Annotated in this window: 18 protein-coding genes; 6 read left to right on the top strand and 12 right to left on the bottom strand. The window is 70.2% G+C overall.

Annotation, left to right across the window (positions count from 1 at the left end; all coding sequences use genetic code 11):
* Positions 1-10: 10 nt before the first annotated feature.
* The 8 genes from ACFYW8_RS33070 to ACFYW8_RS33035 all read right to left on the bottom strand — a co-directional run bounded on the left by ACFYW8_RS33070 (position 11) and on the right by ACFYW8_RS33035 (position 9551).
* A complete protein-coding gene (locus ACFYW8_RS33070) occupies positions 11-241 on the bottom strand; it encodes a hypothetical protein (RefSeq protein WP_389086236.1) in 231 nt (76 codons plus the stop codon).
* Positions 242-249: 8 nt separating this feature from the next.
* Positions 250-1755, bottom strand: a complete 1506-nt coding sequence (gene gatA / locus ACFYW8_RS33065) for an Asp-tRNA(Asn)/Glu-tRNA(Gln) amidotransferase subunit GatA (protein WP_389086232.1) — start codon at positions 1753-1755, stop codon at positions 250-252.
* Positions 1755-2051: an Asp-tRNA(Asn)/Glu-tRNA(Gln) amidotransferase subunit GatC gene (gatC, locus tag ACFYW8_RS33060; protein WP_190154674.1), complete on the bottom strand. Its 297-nt coding sequence runs from the start codon at positions 2049-2051 to the stop codon at positions 1755-1757. The genes gatA and gatC overlap by 1 nt, the downstream gene beginning before the upstream one ends.
* 423 nt (positions 2052-2474) lie before the next feature.
* Positions 2475-4706, bottom strand: coding sequence for a putative bifunctional diguanylate cyclase/phosphodiesterase (locus ACFYW8_RS33055; RefSeq protein WP_389086054.1), 2232 nt, complete (start codon positions 4704-4706; stop codon positions 2475-2477).
* Between the two features lie 260 nt (positions 4707-4966).
* On the bottom strand, positions 4967-7162 hold the full coding sequence (gene ligA, locus ACFYW8_RS33050; RefSeq protein ID WP_389086048.1) for an NAD-dependent DNA ligase LigA: 2196 nt from the start codon (positions 7160-7162) through the stop codon (positions 4967-4969).
* Between the two features lie 15 nt (positions 7163-7177).
* Positions 7178-8185, bottom strand: a complete 1008-nt coding sequence (locus ACFYW8_RS33045; RefSeq protein ID WP_389086043.1) for a methionine synthase — start codon at positions 8183-8185, stop codon at positions 7178-7180.
* 49 nt (positions 8186-8234) lie between these two features.
* Positions 8235-8933, bottom strand: a complete 699-nt coding sequence (locus tag ACFYW8_RS33040) for an SDR family oxidoreductase (protein WP_365876325.1) — start codon at positions 8931-8933, stop codon at positions 8235-8237.
* A 78-nt stretch (positions 8934-9011) separates the two neighbouring features.
* Entirely contained in the window at positions 9012-9551 is a 540-nt protein-coding gene (locus ACFYW8_RS33035) for a TIGR00730 family Rossman fold protein (protein WP_389086034.1), read from the bottom strand.
* Positions 9552-9601: 50 nt separating this feature from the next.
* Between ACFYW8_RS33035 and ACFYW8_RS33030 the strand changes: the two genes are divergently transcribed.
* Together ACFYW8_RS33030 and ACFYW8_RS33025 are read left to right on the top strand one after the other, a co-directional pair.
* Positions 9602-9925 (top strand): DUF427 domain-containing protein, encoded by a 324-nt coding sequence (locus ACFYW8_RS33030; protein ID WP_389086029.1) that lies wholly within the window; start codon positions 9602-9604, stop codon positions 9923-9925.
* Positions 9926-9999: 74 nt separating this feature from the next.
* Positions 10000-10779 carry an alpha/beta fold hydrolase gene (locus ACFYW8_RS33025; protein ID WP_389086023.1) on the top strand — a complete coding sequence of 260 codons (780 nt, stop codon included), beginning with the start codon at positions 10000-10002 and terminating at the stop codon, positions 10777-10779.
* A 291-nt stretch (positions 10780-11070) separates the two neighbouring features.
* Here the strand turns inward: ACFYW8_RS33025 and ACFYW8_RS33020 are convergent, their stop codons facing one another.
* From ACFYW8_RS33020 to ACFYW8_RS33005, 4 genes are read right to left on the bottom strand one after another with little or no spacing between them, the layout of a single operon-like run.
* Positions 11071-13527: an aminotransferase class I/II-fold pyridoxal phosphate-dependent enzyme gene (locus ACFYW8_RS33020; RefSeq protein WP_389086019.1), complete on the bottom strand. Its 2457-nt coding sequence runs from the start codon at positions 13525-13527 to the stop codon at positions 11071-11073.
* Positions 13524-14549, bottom strand: a complete 1026-nt coding sequence (gene hppD / locus ACFYW8_RS33015; RefSeq protein ID WP_389086014.1) for a 4-hydroxyphenylpyruvate dioxygenase — start codon at positions 14547-14549, stop codon at positions 13524-13526. The genes ACFYW8_RS33020 and hppD overlap by 4 nt, the downstream gene beginning before the upstream one ends.
* A gap of 41 nt (positions 14550-14590) precedes the next feature.
* Positions 14591-14713: a hypothetical protein gene (locus tag ACFYW8_RS33010; protein WP_389086009.1), complete on the bottom strand. Its 123-nt coding sequence runs from the start codon at positions 14711-14713 to the stop codon at positions 14591-14593.
* A 12-nt stretch (positions 14714-14725) separates the two neighbouring features.
* A complete protein-coding gene (locus ACFYW8_RS33005) occupies positions 14726-14848 on the bottom strand; it encodes a hypothetical protein (RefSeq protein WP_389086004.1) in 123 nt (40 codons plus the stop codon).
* 740 nt (positions 14849-15588) lie between these two features.
* Between ACFYW8_RS33005 and ACFYW8_RS33000 the strand changes: the two genes are divergently transcribed.
* The 4 genes from ACFYW8_RS33000 to ACFYW8_RS32985 all read left to right on the top strand — a co-directional run bounded on the left by ACFYW8_RS33000 (position 15589) and on the right by ACFYW8_RS32985 (position 22536).
* Positions 15589-16767, top strand: coding sequence for an acetyl-CoA carboxylase biotin carboxylase subunit family protein (locus ACFYW8_RS33000; RefSeq protein WP_389085999.1), 1179 nt, complete (start codon positions 15589-15591; stop codon positions 16765-16767).
* Between the two features lie 111 nt (positions 16768-16878).
* Positions 16879-19620, top strand: coding sequence for an alpha/beta fold hydrolase (locus ACFYW8_RS32995; protein WP_389085994.1), 2742 nt, complete (start codon positions 16879-16881; stop codon positions 19618-19620).
* A 17-nt stretch (positions 19621-19637) separates the two neighbouring features.
* Entirely contained in the window at positions 19638-20606 is a 969-nt protein-coding gene (locus tag ACFYW8_RS32990) for an NAD-dependent epimerase/dehydratase family protein (RefSeq protein WP_389086226.1), read from the top strand.
* The gene (locus ACFYW8_RS32985) at positions 20590-22536 is read left to right on the top strand and encodes a pyridoxal phosphate-dependent aminotransferase (RefSeq protein WP_389085989.1); all 1947 of its coding nucleotides are present in this window, start codon (positions 20590-20592) and stop codon (positions 22534-22536) included. Before ACFYW8_RS32990 ends, ACFYW8_RS32985 begins: the two co-directional genes overlap by 17 nt.
* The last annotated feature ends 12 nt before the right edge of the window (positions 22537-22548 follow it).

The following is a 22548-nucleotide window of genomic DNA, read 5'->3' as shown; positions in this document are numbered from 1 at the left end:
AACTTCCCTCTCAGCCCAGCAGGACGTCGTCGTCGCCCAGGCGCTTGAGCTCCCGGTAGAGGATGGCGAGGCCTGTGACGATGGCGGCGGCGGACACGGCCGCGTCGATGAGGCGCAGCGTGTCGTGTTCTTGGCGGGCCTTCTTGACCTGCTTCGCGACACCGAAGGCACCGAACGCCGTGCCGGCGATGGACAGATACGTGCCGGACTTGGACTTCTTGAAGCCCTTGGCCTTGGACATTGCCTTGCTCACAGCGACGGAGCCTCCTCAAGCAGCGGGTGCCCCCACTTTTCCACGAAGGCGGCCTCGACGGCGGCGCCGACCTTGTAAAGGCGGTCGTCCTTCAGCGCCGGGGCGATGATCTGCAGACCGACCGGGAGGTTGTCCTCGGGCGCGAGACCGCAGGGCAGCGACATGGCGGAGTTGCCGGCCAGGTTGGTCGGGATGGTGCACAGGTCCGCGAGGTACATCGCCATCGGGTCGTCGGCGCGCTCGCCGATCGGGAAGGCGGTGGTGGGCGTGGTCGGGGAGACGATCACGTCCACCTGCTCGAACGCCTTCTCGAAGTCGCGCGTGATGAGCGTACGGACCTTCTGGGCGCTGCCGTAGTACGCGTCGTAGTAGCCGGAGCTGAGCGCGTACGTTCCGAGCATGATGCGGCGCTTGACCTCGGGGCCGAAGCCGGCCTCACGGGTGAGGGCGGTGACCTCCTCGGCGGAGTGCGTGCCGTCGTCACCCGTACGGAGGCCGTAGCGCAGGCCGTCGAAGCGGGCGAGGTTGCTCGAACACTCGGACGGCGCGATCAGGTAGTACGCGGAGAGCGCCAGGTCGAAGGACGGGCAGTCCAGCTCGACGATCTCGGCGCCCAGTTCCCTGAGCATCGCGACGGCCTCGTCGAAGCGCTGCACGACACCGGCCTGGTAGCCCTCGCCGCGGAACTGCTTGACGACACCGACGCGCATGCCCGTCACGCTGCCGTTGCGGGCGGCCTCGACGACCGGCGGGACCGGGGCGTCGATGGAGGTCGAGTCGAGCGGGTCGTGCCCGGCGATGACCTCGTGCAGAAGAGCGGCGTCGAGGACCGTACGGGCGCAGGGGCCGCCCTGGTCGAGGGAGCTGGAGAACGCCACCATGCCGTAGCGGGAGACCGCGCCGTACGTCGGCTTGACGCCGACCGTGCCGGTGACGGCGGCCGGCTGGCGGATGGAACCGCCGGTGTCGGTGCCGATCGCGAGGGGCGCCTGGTAGGAGGCGAGGGCCGCGGAGGAGCCGCCGCCCGAGCCGCCGGGGATCCGGGTGAGGTCCCACGGGTTGCCGGTCGGCCCGTACGCGCTGTTCTCGGTGGAGGACCCCATGGCGAACTCGTCCATGTTGGTCTTGCCGAGGATGACCACGTCGGCGGCCTTCAGCCGCTTGGTGAGCGTCGCGTCGTACGGCGGGATCCAGCCTTCGAGGATCTTCGAGCCGACCGTGGTCGGGATGCCCTCGGTGGTGAAGATGTCCTTCAGCGCGAGGGGCACACCGGCGAGCGGGCCGAGCTTCTCGCCGGCCTCCCGCTTGGCGTCCACGGCACGCGCCTGGGCGAGGGCGCCCTCGCGGTCGACGTGCAGGAAGGCGTGCACCTTCTCGTCGACGGCCTCGATGCGGGCGAGGTGGGCCTCGGTGACCTCGACGGCGGTCAGTTCGCCCGCCGCGATCTTCCCGGCGATCTCGGCCGCGGTGAGCTTGATGATGTTGGTGTCCGTCATGGTGATTAGTCCTCCCCCAGGATCTGCGGCACCTTGAAACGCCGCTGCTCCTGGGCCGGGGCGCCGGAGAGCGCCTGCTCGGGGGTGAGCGACGGACGGACCTCGTCCGCGCGCATGACGTTCGTCAGCGGCAGCGGATGAGACGTCGGCGGTACGTCTTGGTCGGCGACCTCGCTGACGCGGGCGACCGCGCCGATGATGTCGTCGAGCTGGCCTGCGAAGTGGTCGAGCTCTTCGCCCTTCAGCTCCAGACGCGCCAGCCGTGCGAGGTGGGCGACCTCCTCGCGCGTGATGCCAGGCATGCAGCGATCCTCTGGGGTGAGTGCGGTGTGTTTTGGCCCAATCCTATGGGGCTCGGGCCGATGCCCGCGCCCGGGTTTGCCGCGGCACGCCCGCACCCCGGCCTCCGGCCGGTCGTCTCCCACCCGCGCACCACCCGTTCACCGCCCCCGGCGACCCGAGCCCTCCCGTTCGACGTCCCACCGTCGGCGTCGATCGGGCGACCCGACTGGCCCCCCGGCCGGACATCACCCACCCCCGTACACCGCCCTCGCCGTCGGCGTCCGTCGCGCCGGAGGGCGCGGGAGGTCGCGTCTGTGGCCATGCCTCCTCCCAACCGCGGGACGCCTGCGGCGAGAAGGCACCACGAGGGGGCCGAGCCTGTCGGAAGACGGTGAACGGGCGGTGCGCGGGTGGGAGACGACCGGCCGCAGGCCGGGCCGGCGCTACTCGGCGGCGGGAAGCGCCGCTCGCGGGCGCTGCCAGCCGCGGGAACCGCGGGCCAGCAGCCACGCCGTGGCCTCCTCCGGAGGCATCGCGGCGGCGACCAGCCACCCCTGGACGGCGTCACAGCCGAGGTCCCGCAGCCGCTCCCACGTCTCGTCGTCCTCGACGCCCTCCGCCACGACGAGCAGACCCAGTGAATGCGCGAGGTCGACGGTGCAGCGCACGATCTCGGCGTCCTCGGTGTCCACGGCGAGCCGTGCGACGAACGAACGGTCGATCTTCAGCTCGCTGACCGGGAGCCGGCGCAGATGGACGAGCGAGGAGTAACCGGTGCCGAAGTCGTCCAGCGACATCTTCACGCCGTGCCCGGTGAGAGCCGCCAGGGTGTCGGCGGCACGCTGCGGGTCCTCCAGGAGCACGTGCTCCGTTATCTCCAGTTGGAGCGCTCCCGCGGGGACTCCGTGCCGGGCGAGGCGGGCGGCGACGGCGCCCGCGAACCCCGGCGTGTGCACGTCGCGCGGCGACACGTTCACCGCGACCGGCACGTACAGGCCCTGGGCCCGCCAGCGCGCGACCTGTCCGAGAGCCGTCTCCAGGACGTACTCGGTGAGGTGGGGCATCAGCCCGGACGACTCGGCGATCGCGATGAACTCGTCCGGCGGTACCTTGCCGCGCTCGGGATGCACCCAGCGGACCAGTGCCTCAAGACCGGCCACCTGTCCGTCGAAGCGGACCTTGGGCTGGTAGTGCAGTTCGACGTCGCCGGTGTCCAGGGCCCGGCGCAGGTCGCCCAGCAGGCCCAGCCGGTCGGGAGTGTTGGAGTCCCGCTTCGACTCGTACACCTCCACGCCCGTGCGGTCCCGCTTCGCCTGGTACATCGCGATGTCCGCACGGCGCAGCAGCCCCTCCGCGTCGAGCGCGTGGTCGGGGAAGACGGCGAGCCCGGCGCTGGCCTCCAGGACGAGGGTGAGTCCGTCGAGGTCGAGCGGCGAGCCGAGGGCGGCGACCAGATTGCGGGCGACCCGTGTGGCCGACGTGGTGGAGTCCGCGACCGGCAGTAAGACGGCGAACTCGTCACCGCCGAGCCGCGCGGCCTCCGCCCCGCGCGGCAGTGCCAGGCGCAGCCTGTCGGCTATCTGGAGGAGCAGCCGGTCACCGGCGAGATGCCCCAGGGTGTCGTTCACCGAACGGAAGCGGTCCAGGTCGATCAGCATCAGGGCGGAGCGGGCGCCGATGCGCTCGGCGTCGTCCAGCGCCGTCCAGGTGCGTTCCAGCAGCCACTGGCGGTTGGGCAGCCCGGTGAGCGGGTCGCGCAGTTGCTCCTCGGCCCGTGCGCGGGCTATCCACAGAGTGGAGTCGAGGGCGATCAGCGGGATCGAGAACAGCGGCAGCAGCATCGGCTGGGCCAGCGCGACGACGCAGATCAGCGGCGCGATGCCGAGCAGGGCCACGGCGACGAGTCCCTGTCTCACCAGGGCCGTACGGGCGACGGTGGGCAGGCCGCCGCCGCGCGGTGCGTTCAGGTACCAGAGCAGGGCGCGGGTGACGGCGAGGTAGGCGCCCGCCACCAGCACCACCTGGGGGGCGGCGTACAACGTCCAGGCCAAGGGGTCCCAGGGCGTTTCGACGCTCGGGAACCGCCCGAACGACGCGAGGACCAGGGCTCCGGCCCCGATGCCGAGAATGTCGACCGCACCGTGCAGCACGCCTTGGCGCCAGCGGTTGCGGCGGGCCGTGCCGACCAGGACGACGACGGTCAGGCTGACCATGCCGGCGGGAACCCAGCCGTAGAGCAGCAGGACGGCGAGGGTGAGTGCCGCGCCGGAGCCGGTGCCGCCCCACCAGCGGGCGCGGCCGAGTGCGACCAGGTGGCCGACGATGACGCCGGTCAGCAGCGCCAGCGACCAGCCGACGGCGCCGCACGGGAAGAGCGCGTGGTGACCGGTGAACGCGCGGTAGAAGCCGGCGCCCAGGACGAACGCGGCGGTGGCCACGACCGTCGACGGCAGTGCGGGCCAGGACATGTGGCGTTCGGGATCGTGGCCGGGCAGGCCGGTGCCGCGCTCGGCGGTGAGACGGCCGACGCCGGGGGCGGCGAGCGGTGCGGCGCCGAGCCCGCTCGGGGCGGGGCGCTCCGAAGGCCGCCCCGTCCGCAGGCCTGCCAGCCACGCGCCGGTCATCCGGCGCAGGCGCAGCCGCGAGTCGGGAGCGGCGCTCTCGGTCGGTTCCATTCCCGTCCCTCTCACTGCCGGCGGTGCCCACGCCACGTGGTCCGTTGCCGGCGACAACTGCCAACGGTGCCGCGTCGGAAAACCCTTCCCCCGGCTCGTGCGGAGCGGGGGATGCGCCGACCGCGGCCGGGCACGGCGGGCGCACACGTCAACAGTAGGCCGCAGAAGGCTTCCACGGGCAGCGGTCGACGACGGTTGCCCGAATACAACCTAGTCACCCGTATTCTGCCGATATGCGCCGAACGGGTGGCCTTCAATCGCTATTCCTCGATCGGAAGCGCGACTTCCGCCGCCGCGTCCGGCCCTTGTCCGAGCAGGACCGCGAAGCCCGCCTCGTTCAGGACCGGAACCTTCAACTGCATCGCCTTGTCATACTTCGAGCCAGGATTGTCGCCCACCACAACGAAGGATGTCTTCTTCGAAACAGAACCGGTCACTTTTGCTCCACGGCTCTGAAGTTCCTCCTTCGCCCCGTCCCGCGTGTGGTGTTCGAGCGTGCCCGTGACCACGACGGTGAGTCCCTCGAGCGGGCGGGGGCCTTCGTCCTCCCCCGCGCCCTCGTCCTCCATCCGGACGCCGGCGGCCTTCCACTTGCGGATGATCTCGCGGTGCCAGTCCTCGGCGAACCACTCCTTGAGCGAGGCGGCGATGATCGACCCGACGCCCTCGGTGGTGGCGAGCTCCTCCTCGGTGGCCTCCTCGATCCGGTCCACGGAACGGAACTCCCGGGCCAGCGCCTCGGCCGCGACCGGCCCGACGTGACGGATCGACAGACCGGTGAGGACGCGCGCGAGCGGGCGCTCCTTGGCGGCCGCGATGTTCTCCAGCATGGCAAGCGCGTTCTTCTTGGGCTCTCCCTCCTGGTTGGCGAAGACCGTGGCGATCTTCTCCTCGCCGGTCTTCGGGTCGCGCTTGGGCAGCCCGCTGTCCTGGTCGAGAACGTACGCCTTGATGGGCAGCAGCCGCTCGATGGTGAGGTCGAAGAGGTCGCTCTCGTCCTTCAGCGGCGGCTCGGACGGCTCCAGCGGCTTGGTGAGGGCCGCCGCGGCGACGTACCCGAAGTGCTCGATGTCCAGCGCCTTGCGGCCCGCGAGGTAGAAGAGCCGCTCGCGCAACTGGGCAGGACAGCCACGCGCGTTCGGGCAGCGCAGGTCGACGTCGGCCTCCTTCATGGGCCGCAGCGCCGTGCCGCACTCGGGGCACTCGGCCGGCATCACGAACTCCCGCTCGCTGCCGTCCCGCAGGTCGGCGACCGGGCCGAGGATCTCCGGGATCACGTCACCGGCCTTGCGCAGCACCACCGTGTCCCCGATGAGGACGCCCTTGGCCTTCACCACGTCCTGGTTGTGCAGGGTGGCGAACTCGACCTCGGAGCCCGCGACCGTCACCGGCTCGACCTGCGCGTACGGCGTGACCCGGCCCGTACGGCCCACGCCGACACGGATGTTGACGAGCTTGGTGTTGACCTCCTCGGGCGCGTACTTCCACGCGATCGCCCAGCGCGGTGCGCGCGCGGTGGAGCCGAGCCGGCCCTGGAGGGGGATCTCGTCGAGCTTGACGACCACCCCGTCGATCTCGTGCTCCACCGCGTGGCGGTTCTCGCCGTAGTACGCGATGAACTCCCGTGCTCCGTCCAGGTCGTCGACCACCTTGGCGTAGCGCGTGGTCGGCAGTCCCCAGGTGTGCAGCAGGCCGTAGGCCTCGGAGAGCCGGCCGAGGCCGTCGAAGCCCTCCAGGGCGCCGATGCCGTGGACGACCATGTGGAGCGGCCGGGACGCGGTGACGCGCGGGTCCTTCTGGCGCAGCGAACCGGCCGCCGCGTTGCGCGGGTTGGCGAAGGGCTTGTCGCCCGCCTCCACCAGCCGGGCGTTGAGCTCCTCGAACTTCTCCATCGGGAAGTAGACCTCGCCGCGGATCTCCACGAGGTCCGGGACCTGGTCGCCCGTCAGACGGTCCGGGATCTCCTCGATCGTACGGACGTTGGGCGTGATGTCCTCGCCCGTACGGCCGTCGCCGCGGGTCGCCGCGCGCGTGAGGCGGCCGTGCTCGTACGTCAGGTTGACGGCGAGACCGTCGACCTTCAGCTCGCACAGGAAGTGGTGTTCGGAGGCGCCCACGTCCTTGGCTGCACGCTCGGCCCAGGCTGCCAGCTCCAGGTCGGAGAAGGCGTTGTCGAGCGACAGCATCCGCTGCCGGTGCTGGACCGAGGTGAACTCCGTGGCGTACGCCCCCGCGACCTTCTGGGTCGGTGAGTCCGGGGTCCGCAGCTCGGAGTACTCCTCCTCCAGCGCCTCCAGGGAGCGCAGGAGCGTGTCGAACTCCGCGTCGCTGACGACGGGGGCGTCCTTCACGTAGTACCGGAAGCGGTGCTCCTCGATCTGCTCGGCGAGCTGCGCGTGCCTCTCCCGTGCCTCGGCGGGTACCGATGTGGGCTCTGCGTGCATTTCGCCGGCCACCGTTGTGTCCTCCCGTTACTCTGGGTTGTCCGCGAGGGATCTCGCCGCCCGGACGCAGTGGGCCAGCGCCTTGCGCGCGAATTCGGGGGAAGCCCCCGCGAGTCCGCACGACGGAGTGAGCGTGACCGCCTCCGCGAGAAGACCCGGCCGCAGCCCCAGCCTGCGCCACAGCGTCCTGACACCCATGACGCTACCGGCAGGGTCCGACAATGGGACGTCCACGCCGGGGATGACACCGGCGAGGAGTCGGGTACCGCCTTCGACCGCTTCCCCGATCGCGTCGTCGTCACGTTCGGTGAGGAGCGAGAAGTCGAACGAGATCGCCGACACGCCCGCCCGGCGCAGCAGGGCGAAGGGGACGTCCGGCGCGCAGGAATGGACCACGACAGGACCGCCCCCGTGCACGCCGACGACGTCCCGCAGCGTCGCCTCGGCGATCTGGCGGTCCACGGCGCGGTGGGTTCGGTAGCCGCTGGCGGTCGGCACCTGGCCGCGGAGCACGGAGACGAGGGAGGGTTCGTCGAGCTGCAGGACGATCCCGGCCCCGGGAATCCGGCGGCGTACGTCTTCGAGGTGGAGGCGCAGTCCCTCGGCGAGCGATCCCGCGAGGTCGCGGCAGGCGCCCGGATCCGAGAGTGCGGACTCGCCGTTCCTCAGTTCCAGCGCGGCGGCAAGGGTCCAGGGACCGACGGCCTGCACCTTCAGCGGGCCCTCGTACCCCTGGGTGAACTCCTCCAGGGCGTCGAGGTCCTCCCCCAGCCACGACCTGGCCCGCTTGGTGTCCCGGCCCGGCCGGTCCCCGAGCCGCCAGCCGCTGGGCTCCACGCGCGCGTACAGCTCGACGAGCATCCCGGCGGTCCGGCCGATCATGTCCGCCCCGGGCCCCCGTGCGGGCAGTTCGGCCAGGAACGGGAAGTCGTCGAGGGACCCGGTGACGGTCTTCGCGGCCTCCCGCGCGTCACCGCCCGGCATGGACCCGACCCCGGTGGCGGAACCGAACCTGAACTCGCTGTTTTCGCTCACCCCGGAAGCGTACGTAATCCCCGGTGGAGGTCGGCGTCCCCGGGGAGGGTCAGCCGCCCGGCCGCACCGTCAGGTCGTTGACCTCGGCGTCCCGGGGCAGGTCGAGCGCCATCAGGATCGTCGTCGCCACCGACTCGGGGTCGATCCACCTGGCGGCGTCGTACTCCTTGCCCTCCTGCTGGTGGACCTTGGCCTGCATGGGGCTGGCGGTGCGGCCGGGGTAGACGGAGGTGACCCGGACCCCGGCCGCGTGCTCCTCGTGGCGCAGGGAGTCCGCGAGGGCCTTCAGTCCGTGCTTGGAGGCGGCGTACGCCGACCAGTCGGCGTGGGCGTTCAGGCCGGCGCCGGAGTTCACGAAGACCACGTGTCCCTGGGCGAGGCGGAGCTGGGGCAGGAAGTGGCGGGTCAGCTCGGCGGGGGCGATCAGGTTCACGTTGAGCTGATGGCGCCAGGACTTCGGGGTCAGCTCGCCGACCGGGCCGAGATCCACCACGCCCGCGATGTGCAGCAGGGAGTCGACCTGGCTGGGGAGCGTCTGGTGCGAGAACGCCCAGGAGAGCTTGTCGGGGTCCGCCAGATCGCCGACCAGGGTGTTCGCCCCGGGGAACGCGGCGGCCAGTTCCTTCGCGCGGCCGGCGTCGCGCGCGTGGAGCACGAGTTCGTCCCCGCGCGCGTGCAGACGGCGGGCGACGGCCGCGCCGATGCCGGAACCGGCCCCGGTGATCACATGTGTAGCCATGGACGCCATGCTCGCATCACCGGGGACCACCCTCGAACCGGGTGCCGACACGTCACGGGCGTCGGCGCCTCGGCGCGTACCGGCCCGTCAGCGGATGCCGACGCTCTCCTCCAGGTAGGCCAGCGCCCCGACCGGCTCCTCGGCGAAGAACACCAGGTCGGTGAGCGGGCGGGGCAGGAAGCCCTCGGTGTCCATCCTGCGGAACTGCTCCTTGAGGCCGTCGTAGAAGCCGGCCGTGTTGAGCAGGACCACCGGCTTCTCGGTCTTCCCGTGCTTCTTCAGCTCCAGGATCTCGGTCGCCTCGTCGAGGGTCCCGGTGCCGCCGACCATGACGACCACCGCGTCGGCCTTCGCCAGGAGCAGCGCCTTGCGCTCGGCCAGATCTCGGGCGATGACCATCTCGTCGGCGCCCGCGCGCGCCTTGGCGGCGAGGAAGTCCACGGAGACACCCACCAGCCGCCCGCCCGCCTGCTCCACCCCGTCGGCGACCACCTTCATCAGCCCGACGTCGGAGCCGCCCCACACCAGGGTGTGGCCACCCTTGCCGAGCAGTTCGGCGAACTCCCGCGCGGGGCGCGTGTAGCGGTCGTCGAGGTCGGCGGCGGAGAGGAAGACGCAGATATTCATGACTTCACCGTACGCGGGAACGATTCGGGGCTCGCGAGCGCTTTCCCGGTATGGCTGAAGGACACACGATCACCATCGAGCGGGGCGCACAGCACGTCCGCGTCGTGCACGGCGGCCAGGTCCTGGCGGAGAGCGACCGCCCCCTGGTGCTGCGCGAGACCGGCTGTCCGGTGCGTTACTACCTGCCGCCCGAGGACGTCCGCCTGGACCTGCTGACGCCCTCCGACACCCACACCTACTGCCCCTTCAAGGGCACCGCGTCCTACTGGTCGCGTCCCGACGCGGCCGATCTCGTCTGGGCGTATCCCGACCCCGAGCCCGATGTCTCCGAGATCAGGGACCACCTCTGTTTCTACGAGGTCGACGTGTCCTGAGTTCCGGGCGGACCTGGGCCGACGCGGGCGTGGTGACGCGATGAGTTCCGGACCGCGGGGCAGTCTCTACAGACATGGACAAGAAGACGATCTCGCGCGACGGGACCCCCATCGCGTACGAACGCCACGGTGACGGCCCGACGGTCGTCCTGGTCGGCGGCGCCATGTGTACGGGTGCCACGCTGGCGCCCCTGGCCGAGGCCCTCTCGGACCGCTTCGGTGCCGTCACCTACGACCGGCGGGGCCGCGGTGACAGCGGCGACACCACGCCCTTCGCGGTGGCCCGGGAGGTCGAGGACATCGCGGCGCTGATCGAGGCCTTCGGGGGCAGCGCGGCGCTCTACGGCATCTCGTCGGGCGGCGCGCTGGCCCTGGAGGCGACCGCGAGCGGGCTGCCCGTGCGCGAGGTCGCCGTCTACGAGACACCGTTCGCCGTCGACGAGGGGGCCGGCGAGCAGCGCGCCGAGTACACCGGGCGGCTGACCGAGCTGCTCGGCCAGGACCGGCGAGGGGACGCGGTCGAACTGTTCCTGTCCCTGGTCGGCACACCGCCGGAGATGATCGCCGGAGTGCGTATGTCCCACGCCTGGCCCGGCATGGAGGCCATCGCGCCGACCCTGGCGTACGACAACGCCGCGATGGGCGACAGCCGGGTGCCCCGCGAGCGGCTGGCCACCCTTTCCGTGCCGCTGCTGTCGATCGCCGGCGGCGCGAGCCCCGCGTGGATGCGCGAGGCGGCCAGAGCGGTTGCGGAGTCCGCACCGCAGGGCACCTATCGCGTCCTGGAGGGTCAGAGCCACGCGGTGGACCAGGCGGTGCTGGCTCCGGTACTGGCGGAGTTCTTCGCCTCATAGGTGGCGCGGGTGGGCGCCGTCGCCCTCCCAGGGGCATCGAACGCCGTCCCGTGAGCGGATCCTGACGGGTGCCGACCGGCGTCGGCCTGCCGCGGGAGCTGTTCGCGCAGGGGCCGCGGGCGGCCGCGGCGGAGCGCGACGTACGCGGCACCCGCTCGGCCCGGCCGCCGGAGCCGGTCGGATTCGCGTACCTGCGCGATGTGTCCGCGGAAAACGGAAGCGCACCGCTTCGCTGTGCGGGGGCTGCCCGCCGAGCGGTGGGGCGGGCTCGGCGGGCAGTGAGATTCCGGTTCATCCCGCCTGGGCCTTGATGAAGCGTGCCAGTCGTTCGACGCCGTCCGAGATTTCCTGGTGCGTCAGATAGCTGACCGACAGCCGCAAGCTGAAGTCGCCGCCGCTCCGCGGATAGAAATACGACATGGGTGTCCAGATGACCCCGAATTCCTCGGCCGAGCGGATGAGCGCGGAATCGTCGGCGCGAAACGGGACGTCGACGGCGAGGAAGAAGCCGCCGCTCGGTTCGTTCCATCGGACGCCCAGCGCGGTCCGGTCGCTTTCCGGGAAACTTCGGTCGAGTTCCTGGAGGGTCACCCGCATGGCCTCGCCGTAGTGGGCCGCGGTCCGGGTGTTGAGCCGCGAGGTCCGGCCGTCGGCGGCGAGGAGCATGCCGGCGACCACCGCCTGACTCACCGGCGACGTGTTCACCGTCACCATGCTCTTGATCTTCGTGAGTTCGTCCGCCAGCAGCCCGGTGCGCCCCTGGGCGTCCACGACGGTCTGGTCCGCGACCACGAAGCCCACACGTGCGCCGGGGAAGAGCGTCTTGGAGTAGGAGCCCAGGTGCACGACCCGGCGGCGCCGGTCCAGGGCCTTCAGGGTCGGCAGCTGCGTTCCGGGGCTGACCATCCGGTACGGCGTGTCCTCCAGGATCAGCATGTCGTGGCGGTCTGCCAGGGCCAGCAGTTCCCGACGGGTACTCAGCGGCATGGTGGCGCCGGAGGGGTTGGAGTGGTCGGGGATCGCGTAAAAGGCGCGCGGGCGTCGGCCGCGAGCCCGCTCGGCGAGAAGCGCCGCCTCCAGGACCGCGCAGTCGAAGCCGCCACGGCCCTCCTCGACCGGGGTCACCTCGACGTCGAGCAGCCGAGCCGCGCCGGTGATCCCGACATAGCAGGGGCTGGAGACCAGCAGGGCGTCCTCGGGCCCCGACACCAGTGCCCGCACCACCAGGAGCATCGCCTCCTGACAGCCGACGGTGACCACGACCGACTCGGGCGTCACGTCGATGCCCTCGTCCTTGCGTAGCGAGTCGGCGATCAGTTCGCGGATCTGGCCGCTGGTGGGGCCGTACTGGAAGAGCGCGGAGCGGATCTGCTCGGGTGACGCCCCGCCCGCCTCCAGATGGTCCAGATAGCGGCGCAGGTACTCGAAGACATGCTCGGCCTCGAAGAATCCGTCGTAGGGGCGGCCGGGTGCGAAGGAGATCGCGTCGGGGTAGCGGTGCGTGATCTCGTTGAGGAAGGTCATGGTGTCCAGCACCGGGTCACGGACGCTGCCGTGCAGTTCCTCCTTGCTCAGGGCGAAGCCGTCGGATCCGCTCCGGACGGGTGCGGGCGGCGGGAGGGCGGCGCGGGCGGCGCCCGTCGGGTGGGGCGCGGGCCGGTGGGAGTCCGTCGGGGCCGCCACCAGGTGGGGCCCCGCCTCACCGGCCGTGGCGGTACCGGTGAAAGTCATCGCCTCGGCCAGTTCCTCGATGACCATGTCCAGCACCTGCCCGACGCCGTCCTCCTGGCCCACCGCCAGCCCGTGCAGCACGGGCCGCCCCAGGAGGACCGCGTCGGCACCGAGCGCCAGCGCGGAGAGTACGTCATGGCCCCGCCGGACACCGCCGTCGAGGAGGATCGGGCAGTCCCCCGCCACGGCCGCCGCGACCTCCGGCAGGACGTCCAGGGTGGCCGGTACGCCGTCCAGTTGGCGGCCGCCGTGGTTGGACACGACGATGGCGTCGGCCCCGGCCGCGAGGGCGCGGTGCGCGTCGGCCGCGGTGAGCACTCCCTTGACCAGTACCGGGAGTGAGCTGATGGAGCGCAGCCAATCGACGACCGACCAGTCGAGGGTGTCGTCGAAGGCGGCGCGCGCGTGGTCCGCGGGCGAGGCGAATCCGTCTCCGGTGAGGTTGGCGGGCGTGACGCCCTCCGGCAGCCGGAAGCCGTTGCGCAGGTCGCGCAGCCGTCGGCCGAGCCGGGGCGCGTCCACCGTGAGGACCAGTGCCTCGAATCCGGACCGCTCGGCACGCGCGACGAGTTCACGTGTCAGGGCGCGGTCGCGGAAGCAGTACACCTGGAGCCAGAGCGGGGCGTCCGCCGCCTCGGCTATGTCCTCGAAGGTGCGCCCGGCGAAGGTGCTCACCACGAACGGCAGTCCGGCGCGGCCGGCGGCCCGTGCGGTGGCGACCTCCCCGGACGGGTGGGCCAGCGTGTGGTAGGCGAGCGGGGCTACGGCGAGCGGCGCGGCCCAGGTCCGCCCCAGGATCCGGGTCGCGGTGTCGGGTCGGCCCACGCCCGACAGCACGCGCGGGAGGAGCCGCGCGCGGTCGAAGGCGTCGGTGTTGGCCGCCAGCGTCCGCTCCTCCCCTGCGCCGCCTTCCAGGAAGTCCCAGGTGGCGCGGGGGAGGGCAGCACAGGCCCGGGTCGCGTAGTCGGCCAGCGTGTACAGGCCACGCGGGGCCCCCGGGTCGTCCACGCCGGTCATCCGACGGCCAGGCGGTCGCGCTCCACGGCCTCGTACAGGGCGCGGATGTTGGCGCTGCCGAACCCCCGGGAACCCTGGCGCTGGATGAGCTCGTAGAAAAGCGTGTTGCGCTCGTAGGGCGAGCGGCTGAACAGCTGGAGGAGATAGCCCCACTCGTCGCGGTCGGCGAGGATCTGGCCCGTGCGCAGCTCGGCGATCTCCCCGCTCATTCCGGCGAACCGCTCGGCGAGCATGTCGTAGTACGTGCCGGGGGTGGCGAGGAACTCCACGCCGCGGTCCCGGAATTCGCGCACCGTGGGGATGATCTCGTCGACCAGGAAGGCCAGGTGCTGGACGCCGGGACCGCTGTTGCGTTCGAGGAACGCGTCGAGCTGCCCGGGGCTCTTCGTCGGGTCGGGAGCGACGAGGGTGAAGGTGACGCCTCCGGAGGCGCTGCGGACGACGATCGAGTCCATGGCCTGTTCACCGACGGCGACGTACTCGGAGGAGTAGCGGTCCATACCGAAGGCGTCTCGGTAGTAGTCGGCGTATTCGGTCAGCCGGGAGCCCTCGACGCAGACGGCGACATGGTCGAGTAACCGGATCCGGTCCCCGGGTCCGGCCGGTGGCTGGGGCGCGGCCACCCAGGAGCGGCCCGGGGGCAGGGCGGGCTCCGCGGCGCCGGCGCGGTGCGGCAGCAGGGTGTGGGTGACGTCGCCGAATCCGGACACGACCGGGTGGCCGTACTCGGCGTCGAGCGGCTTGGCACCGGCCGCCAGTGCCGCGGAGCGGGTTTCCGCCACGTCGTCGCAGGTCAGACCGATGTCGGCGATGCCGTCACCGTGCTGGTCGAGGAATTTCGAGATTCCCCGGCCCGAGGTGACGATCACTTGTGCCCCGCCCTGCCGTAACAGGATGGAACTCCGGTCGGGCTGCGCGACGTCCGCGACGCGGAGGAAGCCCATCCCGGCGACGAAGTGATCGACGGCAGAAGGTGCGTCTTTCGTGTAGAGCTCGACGTGCGCTATGTCATGCACCGACATAGAAGTACCTCCTGAAAGACCGATGGCGGGATGTCGATCGGCTACCAGCGCCACTCCTGCTGGCCGTAAAGGTGTCCGGCCTTGATGCCGGGGTCCTTGCACCAGGTCGTGAACTCGTCGATCCGCTTGATCTGGTGCGTGTCCTCGGGGTGTGTCGTCGCCATGAGGTGGCCCTGTCAGGGCTCCTTGACCATGGCGTGGACGTGCGCCTTCCTGGCGCCGAGCTCGACGGTGATGCCGGCGGCCCGGGCGGCGTCGGAGCCGGACGGTTTGCGGGAGTTGCTCAACTTCTTGATCACTGGCCTGGTGAGCGGCACATGGTGGAGCCGGTTGAGCGGGGCACCGTCGCACTCGATGCCGAGAAAGGGGATGCCGACGATGCCCAGGTGCGCCTCGACTTGGCGGTAGAGCGGGGGTCGATGGAGGAGTCGATATCGATGAGGACCTTTTTGCCAGCGAACTCGGCCAAATCCAACAGGTAGGACTTGCAGTACTTCCTCACCGGAACCTCCGAAAGCGGCAGTCGGCGAACACGACCGCCCGCAGCGTCGACGGAACCGGTCGACGGGGTTCATCGGAAGGCCGCGAATCGTTTTGTCGCGCGATCAGGCGCTCTCAGACTACGCCAACGGTGCCTGCTCATCCATAAGTTCCGTTTCTATGCGGCGAGGCGGACGACGCGTTTGTAGCGACACAGGGCGGCGGCGAGGCCGAGAAGGCCAGGTAGTTGCGGGATGGTGCTCGTATTGAGGGCCGAGTCCGCGGCGGCCACAGTGGGGAGCCGGCCGCCCTGACAGTCACTTGCCGCGTTTGCCGGTAATAGTGGAATTCATGGCCAGAATTGCAGACTGCAGCTTCGCGCCCACATCATTATGTTGTGATCCATGTCACAGCGTCAGGGTAAATGATCATGCCGGTGCGTATCCACATCACGGGGCGACTGTGAAACGATACGAACGCGCCATCCTCGGGCAAGGTAAAAAGAGTTCATCCGGTCCATCGATCGTCTGAATCAAATACGGGGGCAAATATGTCGACAATGATCGTCATCGGATATCGAGGCGATCTCGACCAGGCGCTGCGACGCCGAGGCCTGAATCCTTTCTATGTGGTCCAGGCTCCCAGGGGCGCACCGGACGACCGGGAATCGTGCTGGGTAACCGATTTCGAAAATGCCCAGGAAGTGCTGCGCGCGGTGCTCGCCCGACGGCTCGACAACGTGGTCGGCGTCCTGTCCGTCCACGAAATGGGAGTGTTCACCGCGGCCTATCTGCGGCAGCAGCTGAACCTTCCTGGTAATACGGATTCACGCACCGTCCTCTCCTTCCGTGACAAGTACCTCCAGAAGAGCGGGCTCCCTCCCGAAGTCCGGCGAGCGCGTTGTCGGCATGTACCGAAGGGCGCTTCCTACCAGGATCTCGTCGACGATCTGGGAAAGATTTTCGTAGTCAAGCCGGCGGACGGGGCGGGCGCCCTGCGCACGAACATCGTCCGTTCCGCCGAGGAGTACGAACAGGCACTCTCGCTCTTCTCGGGGGCGTCGGACGTGGAAATCGTCGCCGAGTCGTTCATCGACGCGCCGGAGGTCTACATCGACGGCATCTGGAGAGCTGGTGAGCTCCAGTGGTCGTCGATGGGCCGCTACCACGAAGCACCGATCGATGCCGCAAAGGACGGGACCCTCGCCGCGTGGGTGCTGGACAGAAGGCTCCACACCGGGCTGTACCAGCAGTCCGAGACGATCGTCCACCAGGTCCTCGGAAGCCTTGGTGCTCCCGATTGCGTCTTCCACCTGGAGATTTTCGAGGAAGAAACGGCGCTCACCTTCGGCGAGTGCGCCATTCGGCTTCCCGGCGGGCTTTCCCCACAGATCTATGAAAAGACGTACGGTGTCGATCTGCTCGACACAGAGATCGGCCTGGCGCTCGGTGAGCCGCCGACCCGGACGGGGCGCGACGGAGCGCCCGACCGTTTCTATGGATGCATCCTCCTGCGGCGTCCCGACAGCGGACACCTGACCCAGGAAGATTTCGAGCGTGCCTTCCAGTTCGACGAGATCCACTACGACTCGTCACCCGACGCGCCGACCGGCCCCTACGGCCTTGTCGGTCAGGCGCTCGTGTCCGCCCCGGACGAACCCGAACTGGAGAAGAAGGTTCGCGACATCGTCCGATTCAACGTGACCGGCGGAGCGCAACGAGCGGCTTCGTGCTCTTAGCAGCCCCTCGTCGGCCGTCCGCAGCACGTTCATCAAGCATCCATACGTCAGGGAAAGCGTGGCACACCCCTGTCCGCCTTCTCCTCCCCTTCGACCGGAGGTCCTCTTTTCATGCCGGAATTACGTCGTGTCACGACGCTTCCCGACCTGCTTGAAAGAGCGGCGCTCAACACGTCCCGCGGTGTAACCTTCGTCGGCGGCCCATTCCTTTCCTACGCGGAATTACGGGAGTCCGCCGCCCGCATCGCGCAGGGACTGCGCGACCACGACACCGCCCCGGGCGAGCGCGTGCTGATAACGGCAACCGACCCCGAGCATTTCTTTCCCGCTTTCTGGGGCTGCGTGCTGAGCGGCGTCGTGCCGTGCCCGGTCGCCCCGGCGGCCGATCCGGTTCGGTGGCGCGACCGGTTGGAACATCTGCGGACGCTGCTCGGCGACCCGCTGGTGATCGGCTCCAAGGAGACCCCTCGCGAACTGCCCGATGTGGGGCTGCGATCGGTGACCGTCGAGGAGTTGAGCCATGCGACGGCCGGGACACAGCCGCTGCACACACCCGGCCCGGACGACCTCGCCCTGCTGATGCTCACCTCAGGGTCCACCGGGTCGAGCAAGGCCGTCCGGCTCACCCACGCCAATCTCCTTGCCGCGCAAGCCGGGAAGGCGGGAGCGCTCGGACTCGGGCCCGACGACACCTCGTTGAACTGGATCTCGACCGACCACATCGCCGCCGTCGAGGCCCATCTGCTGCCCATGTTCAACGGAGCGGACCAGGTCATGACGGACCCGGCCACGGTCCTCACCGACCCCCTGGAGTTCCTCCGGCTGGTCGCCGCGCATCGGGTGCGGGTGACCTTCACCCCCAACTTCCTGTTCGGGCAGCTGAATCAGGCACTCGAAAAGCAGCCGCCCACGGCGGGCGAGTGGGACCTGTCGCAGCTACGCCACGTCATCTCCGGCGGCGAGGCCACCGTGACCGCCACCGTGCAGAGCTTCCTGGCGGCGCTCGCTCCGTACGGACTGCGCGGCGACGTGGTCGTGCCCGCCTTCGGAATGACCGAGACCTGCGCGGGCAGCGTGTTCAACCGCGACTTCGCGGCTCGCGACCTGGCCTTGGAGTTCCCGCCGCTCGGACGCCCCGTAGAGGGTCTGGAGATCCGTGTCGCGGGGGGAGACGGCATCGTACTGTCCTCCACGCGGCAGCCCGGCTGCACCAAGCCGGGCGAGGTGCAACTGCGCGGCACGATGGTCACCAGCGGGTACTACGGGAACGAGACGGCCACCGCCGAGGCGTTCACCGACGACGGCTGGTTTCGCACCGGGGACCTCGGACTCCTGGACGCCGACGGCCGGCTGACGCTCGTCGGTCGTACCAAGGACTCCATCATCGTCAACGGCGTCAACTACTACAGCCACGACCTGGAAGCGGCCCTCGACGAACTGGACGGCGTGCGGCGCGGGCAGATCGCCGCGTTCCCGTTCCGGCCCGAAGGCGCCGACTCCGAACAGCTCGCCGTCGCGTTCGTCCCCGCCGATGACGCGACGGACGAGACCTCCCTGTACCGGACGCTCGTCGCGATCCGCAGCTCCACGATCATGCACTGGGGATTCAGGCCGCATCTGATCCTGCCCGTCGCCGAGTCGTCCATCCCCCGCAGCAACCTCAACAAGATCCTGCGGATACAGCTGCGCGCCGCCGTCGAGGCCGGTGACCTGGATGCCGCAGCGCGCCGCGCGGACGAGGTGAACACCCGGTTCCTCGGCGGCCACGTGGCTCCGGAAGGCGACGCCGAGACCACGCTCGCCGAGGTCTACGCCCGCGTGCTGAACATCGAGCAGGTGCACGCGACCGCCAGCTTCTTCGATCTCGGCGGCACCTCCCTCGACGTGCTGCGGCTCAAGCTGCAGATCCAGAAGGCGTTCGGTATCGATGACGTACCGATGGCGACACTGCTGCAGACGCCGACCGTGCGCGCGCTCGCCCGTCGGCTGACCGCCGACCGCGAAGCCGGCGGGGACGCCGCGTACGACCCGCTGGTGCCCCTCCAGGTGACCGGTGACGGAACGCCGTTGTTCTGTGTGCACCCGGGCCTGGGCGAAGTGCTCGTCTTCGTCAACCTCGCCAAGTACTTCACCGGCGATCGGCCTTTCCACGCGCTGCGCGCACGCGGGTTCGGCAAGGGCGAGACTCATTTCGCGTCGTTCGACGAGATGGTCGCCACGTACGTCGCCGCGATCCGGCGGACCCAGCCCGACGGGCCGTACGCCGTCGCGGGCTACTCCTACGGAGGCGCCGTGGCGTTCGAGATCGCCAAACGCCTCGAGGCCGAAGGGGACGAGGTGAAGTTCGTCGGCATCTTCAATCTGCCGCCGTCGATCTCCGGCCGGATGAACGAGATCACCTTCACCGACGGCGCGATCAATCTCGCCCTGTTCCTCGAACTGATCGACCCCTCCGACATCCCGGACCTCACCGCGACCCTGCGCCCCCTGCCGGAGGCCGACCAGTTGGCGTATCTCGTCGACCACGCACCGAAACGCCGGCTGACGGAACTCGACCTCACCATCGAACGGTTCACCGCCTGGGTCCACCTGGCGCAGAGCATGGTCCACCTGGGCCGTACCTACGAACCCTCCGGATCGGTCGAGCGGGTCACGGTGTTCTACTGCACCCCGCTGAAGGGCACCAAGCAGGACTGGCTGGACCAACAGCTGCGCCACTGGGCCCGGTTCACGCGTCGGTCCAACGAGTACATCGAGGTCGACGGGGAGCACTACACCCTGATGAGCCCTCAGCACGTACAGACTTTCCAGGCGACCCTGCGACGCGAACTGGCCCGCGCGCTCAACCGATGAACCAGGAGCGGCCGATCATGCACGGCAAGAAGATTCTCGTCACCGGCGGAACCGGCCAGGTCGCACGGCCCGTCGCCGAGGCGCTCGCCCGCGACAACGAGGTGTGGTGCCTGGGCCGGTTCGGCGACCCGGGCGCCCGCAAGGCGCTGGAGGACGCGGGCGCCCGCACCGCCACCTGGGACATGGCGGACGGTGAACTGAACGCACTGCCACGGGACTTCACGCACGTCTTGCACTCCGCGGTGCACCGGGGCGACGGCCGCGACTTCGAGGAGACCGCGCGCGTCAACGCCACGGGCACCGCCCGGTTGATGACGCACTGCGCCGACGCCGAGGCCTTCCTCTACGTGTCGTCCGGCGTCGTCTACCACCGTGCCGAGCCCACCCACCGCTACCGGGAGGGCGACCCGCTCGGTGGTGCGGCGCCCTGGCTGCCCACGTACCCCGTCGCCAAGCTCTCCGCGGAGGGTGTCGTCCGCGGCCTGTCCGAGGCGCTCGGTCTGCCGTCGGTGATCGCCCGGCTCAACATCGCCTACGGCCCGTACGGTCATGGCGGTGTCCCCTTGATCCTCTTCCGTGAGATGCGCGGCGGAAAGCCGGCGGCGGTGCCGCACCAGGGGCAGAACCACTGCAATCTCCTGCACACGGATGACGTCGTACGTCAGGTGCCGCTGCTGTGGGGCGCGGCGCAGGCACCCGCCCGGGTCGTGAACTGGGGCGGCGACGAGGAAGTCGGTGTCACCGACCTCATGGAGTACATGTCCGACCTCACCGGGGTGCCGCTGCGCCTGGAGCGCAGCGACTTCAGCAGGGAGACGGCGATCTTCGACCACGAGGTGCGGCGCGGCCTCATCGGTGACTGCACCATCGGCTGGAAGGCCGGGATCGCCCGCACCCTCGGTGAGCTGTTCGAGGAGTACCGCGATCGCATCGACGCGTACCGAGGGACGTTCCAGGAAGGGAGTCGGCATGCGCAGGACCGTTGACCTCGACGCGTTGCGACAGGTGCTGTGCGCGGCCCTCGGGTCTCGTGAACCGGTGTGCGCCCTGTCTCGACTTGGCCTGGGCGTAGGGGCGTTCACTGAAGATGATGTCCTGCACCGCCCCACCCTGGTCGCAGGCGCCGCCGGTCACGGCCCGACGAGTCCCGCCCCCGCCGCGCACGATGTCGACGCGCTCATCCGCAGGGCCGCGGAGTCGGCGGCCGCGCAGATCCTCGTGCCCCGTGTCCGCCGCACCGACGACACCGGGGCGCTTCGCGCGGCCGGCTTCGTCCCGGTCGCGGCCGGCGCGGAGTGCGTGGTGCGGCTGAGCGGCGACGTGGACGCGCTGCTGCGCGGCCGTATCGGTGCCGAGCGCCTCGACGATCTGCACCGGCGCAGCCGAGCGGTGTCCGACGACCTCAGCTGGGAGCGGATCCCGCTGAGCGGGCTCGACGAGAGGCCGTGGGCGCGCGACGCCTTCGTGGACCTGCACGGCGGCCTCCTCGACGCAGCGGCTCTGGGGGCGCTCCGACAGAGCCACTTGGCGGACCGCGCCGAGCTGCTCGTCCGGCGCCGGGGCGAGACCGTCGTCCAGGCCGGACTCCTCGTGGGCTCCCACAGCGGCCGGGGCCTGTACTGCCTCGCGCTGACCACCGACCGCGACGATCCCGCCGACCGCCACGACCTCCACGCGGTCTCCCTGTACCAGGTGTACGTCGAGGCCCGCCGTGACGGCCTCGACTGGGTCCACCTCGGCCAGGGCGAGGCCGAACACGGGCGCGCCCTGGGCGCCGACCTCTTCGTCCCGCTCGACCACTGGCTGCGTACCCCCGGCCTCGCGACCCCCGAACAGGCGCCCGCGGAACAGGCGCCCGCAGTACCGGAGATATCCCGGTTCGCGTCCTTGCCCGTCACCACCGTCGCGGTTCCCGGCCCGGCCCGCTTCCGGCACCGCCCGCGCTTCGACCTGGTCGACCTGTCGAGCAACACCAATCCGTTACTGGGCCCCGGCGGCCGCTATCCCGAACTCGACACGACGGACCTCGCCCGTACCTACCTCACCACCGTGGCCGGTCTGCCGGGCCATGACGGCATCGGTGCCCTGACGACCGATCACCTGCTCTTCTCCAGCGGGTCGGTGGACGCCGTCATGCTGCTCCTCACCGCACTGACCTCGCCGGGCGACCGGGTTTGCGTGACACCCCCCACCTTCGAGCTCTACGCCCACTTCGCCCAGGTCCTGCGCCTTCCCGTCGTGGAAGTTCCGCTCGGCGGCGATGACGTGAACCGGCTCGATGTGGAGCGGATCCTGGCGGCCGACCCCCGCGTCACGATCCTGTGCGACCCGAACAATCCTGTCGGCACCCGGCTCGACCCCGAGCAGGTCCATGAGCTCATCGCCCGCACACAGGGGCTGGTGGTGATCGACGAGGCCTATGTCGAGTTCAGCGACAAGCCCTCGTACGCGGGCCTGGTCGCCGGGCACGACAACCTCATCGTGCTGCGCACCCTGTCCAAGGCGTGGGGGCTCGCCGGGGCCCGCTGCGGCATCGCCCTTGCCCAACCCGGAATCATCGAGGGGCTGCGCCGGGTGCAAGTGCCCTTCGGGTTCACCGACGCCTCACAGCACGCCGTACGGGAACGGCTCGTCGACGTGCGCCGCGTGCGCGACAGCATCGGCCACATCCTGGCCGAGAGGGACCGCATGGCCGCACTTCTGGCGGAACACCCCACGGTGGACCGGGTGTTCCCGTCGCAGGCCAACTTCCTGCTGGTCCGGCTGCACAAGCACGAACAGGTCATGGACCGGCTGCGCGCCGCGGGCATCCTTGTCGCTGACGTCGGGCGCCTGGTCCCCGGCACCTGTCGCATCTCCATCGGCGAGAGGCACGCGAACGAGGCGCTCCTCGACGCCCTCACCGCCGCCCTGTGAAACACAGGGGCC

It is taken from the genome of Streptomyces sp. NPDC002742 (assembly GCF_042888885.1).
Lineage (GTDB): Bacteria > Actinomycetota > Actinomycetes > Streptomycetales > Streptomycetaceae > Streptomyces.
The sequence above is the reverse complement of the archived record's forward strand: the minus strand, read 5'-3'. Positions and strand labels throughout refer to the sequence as shown.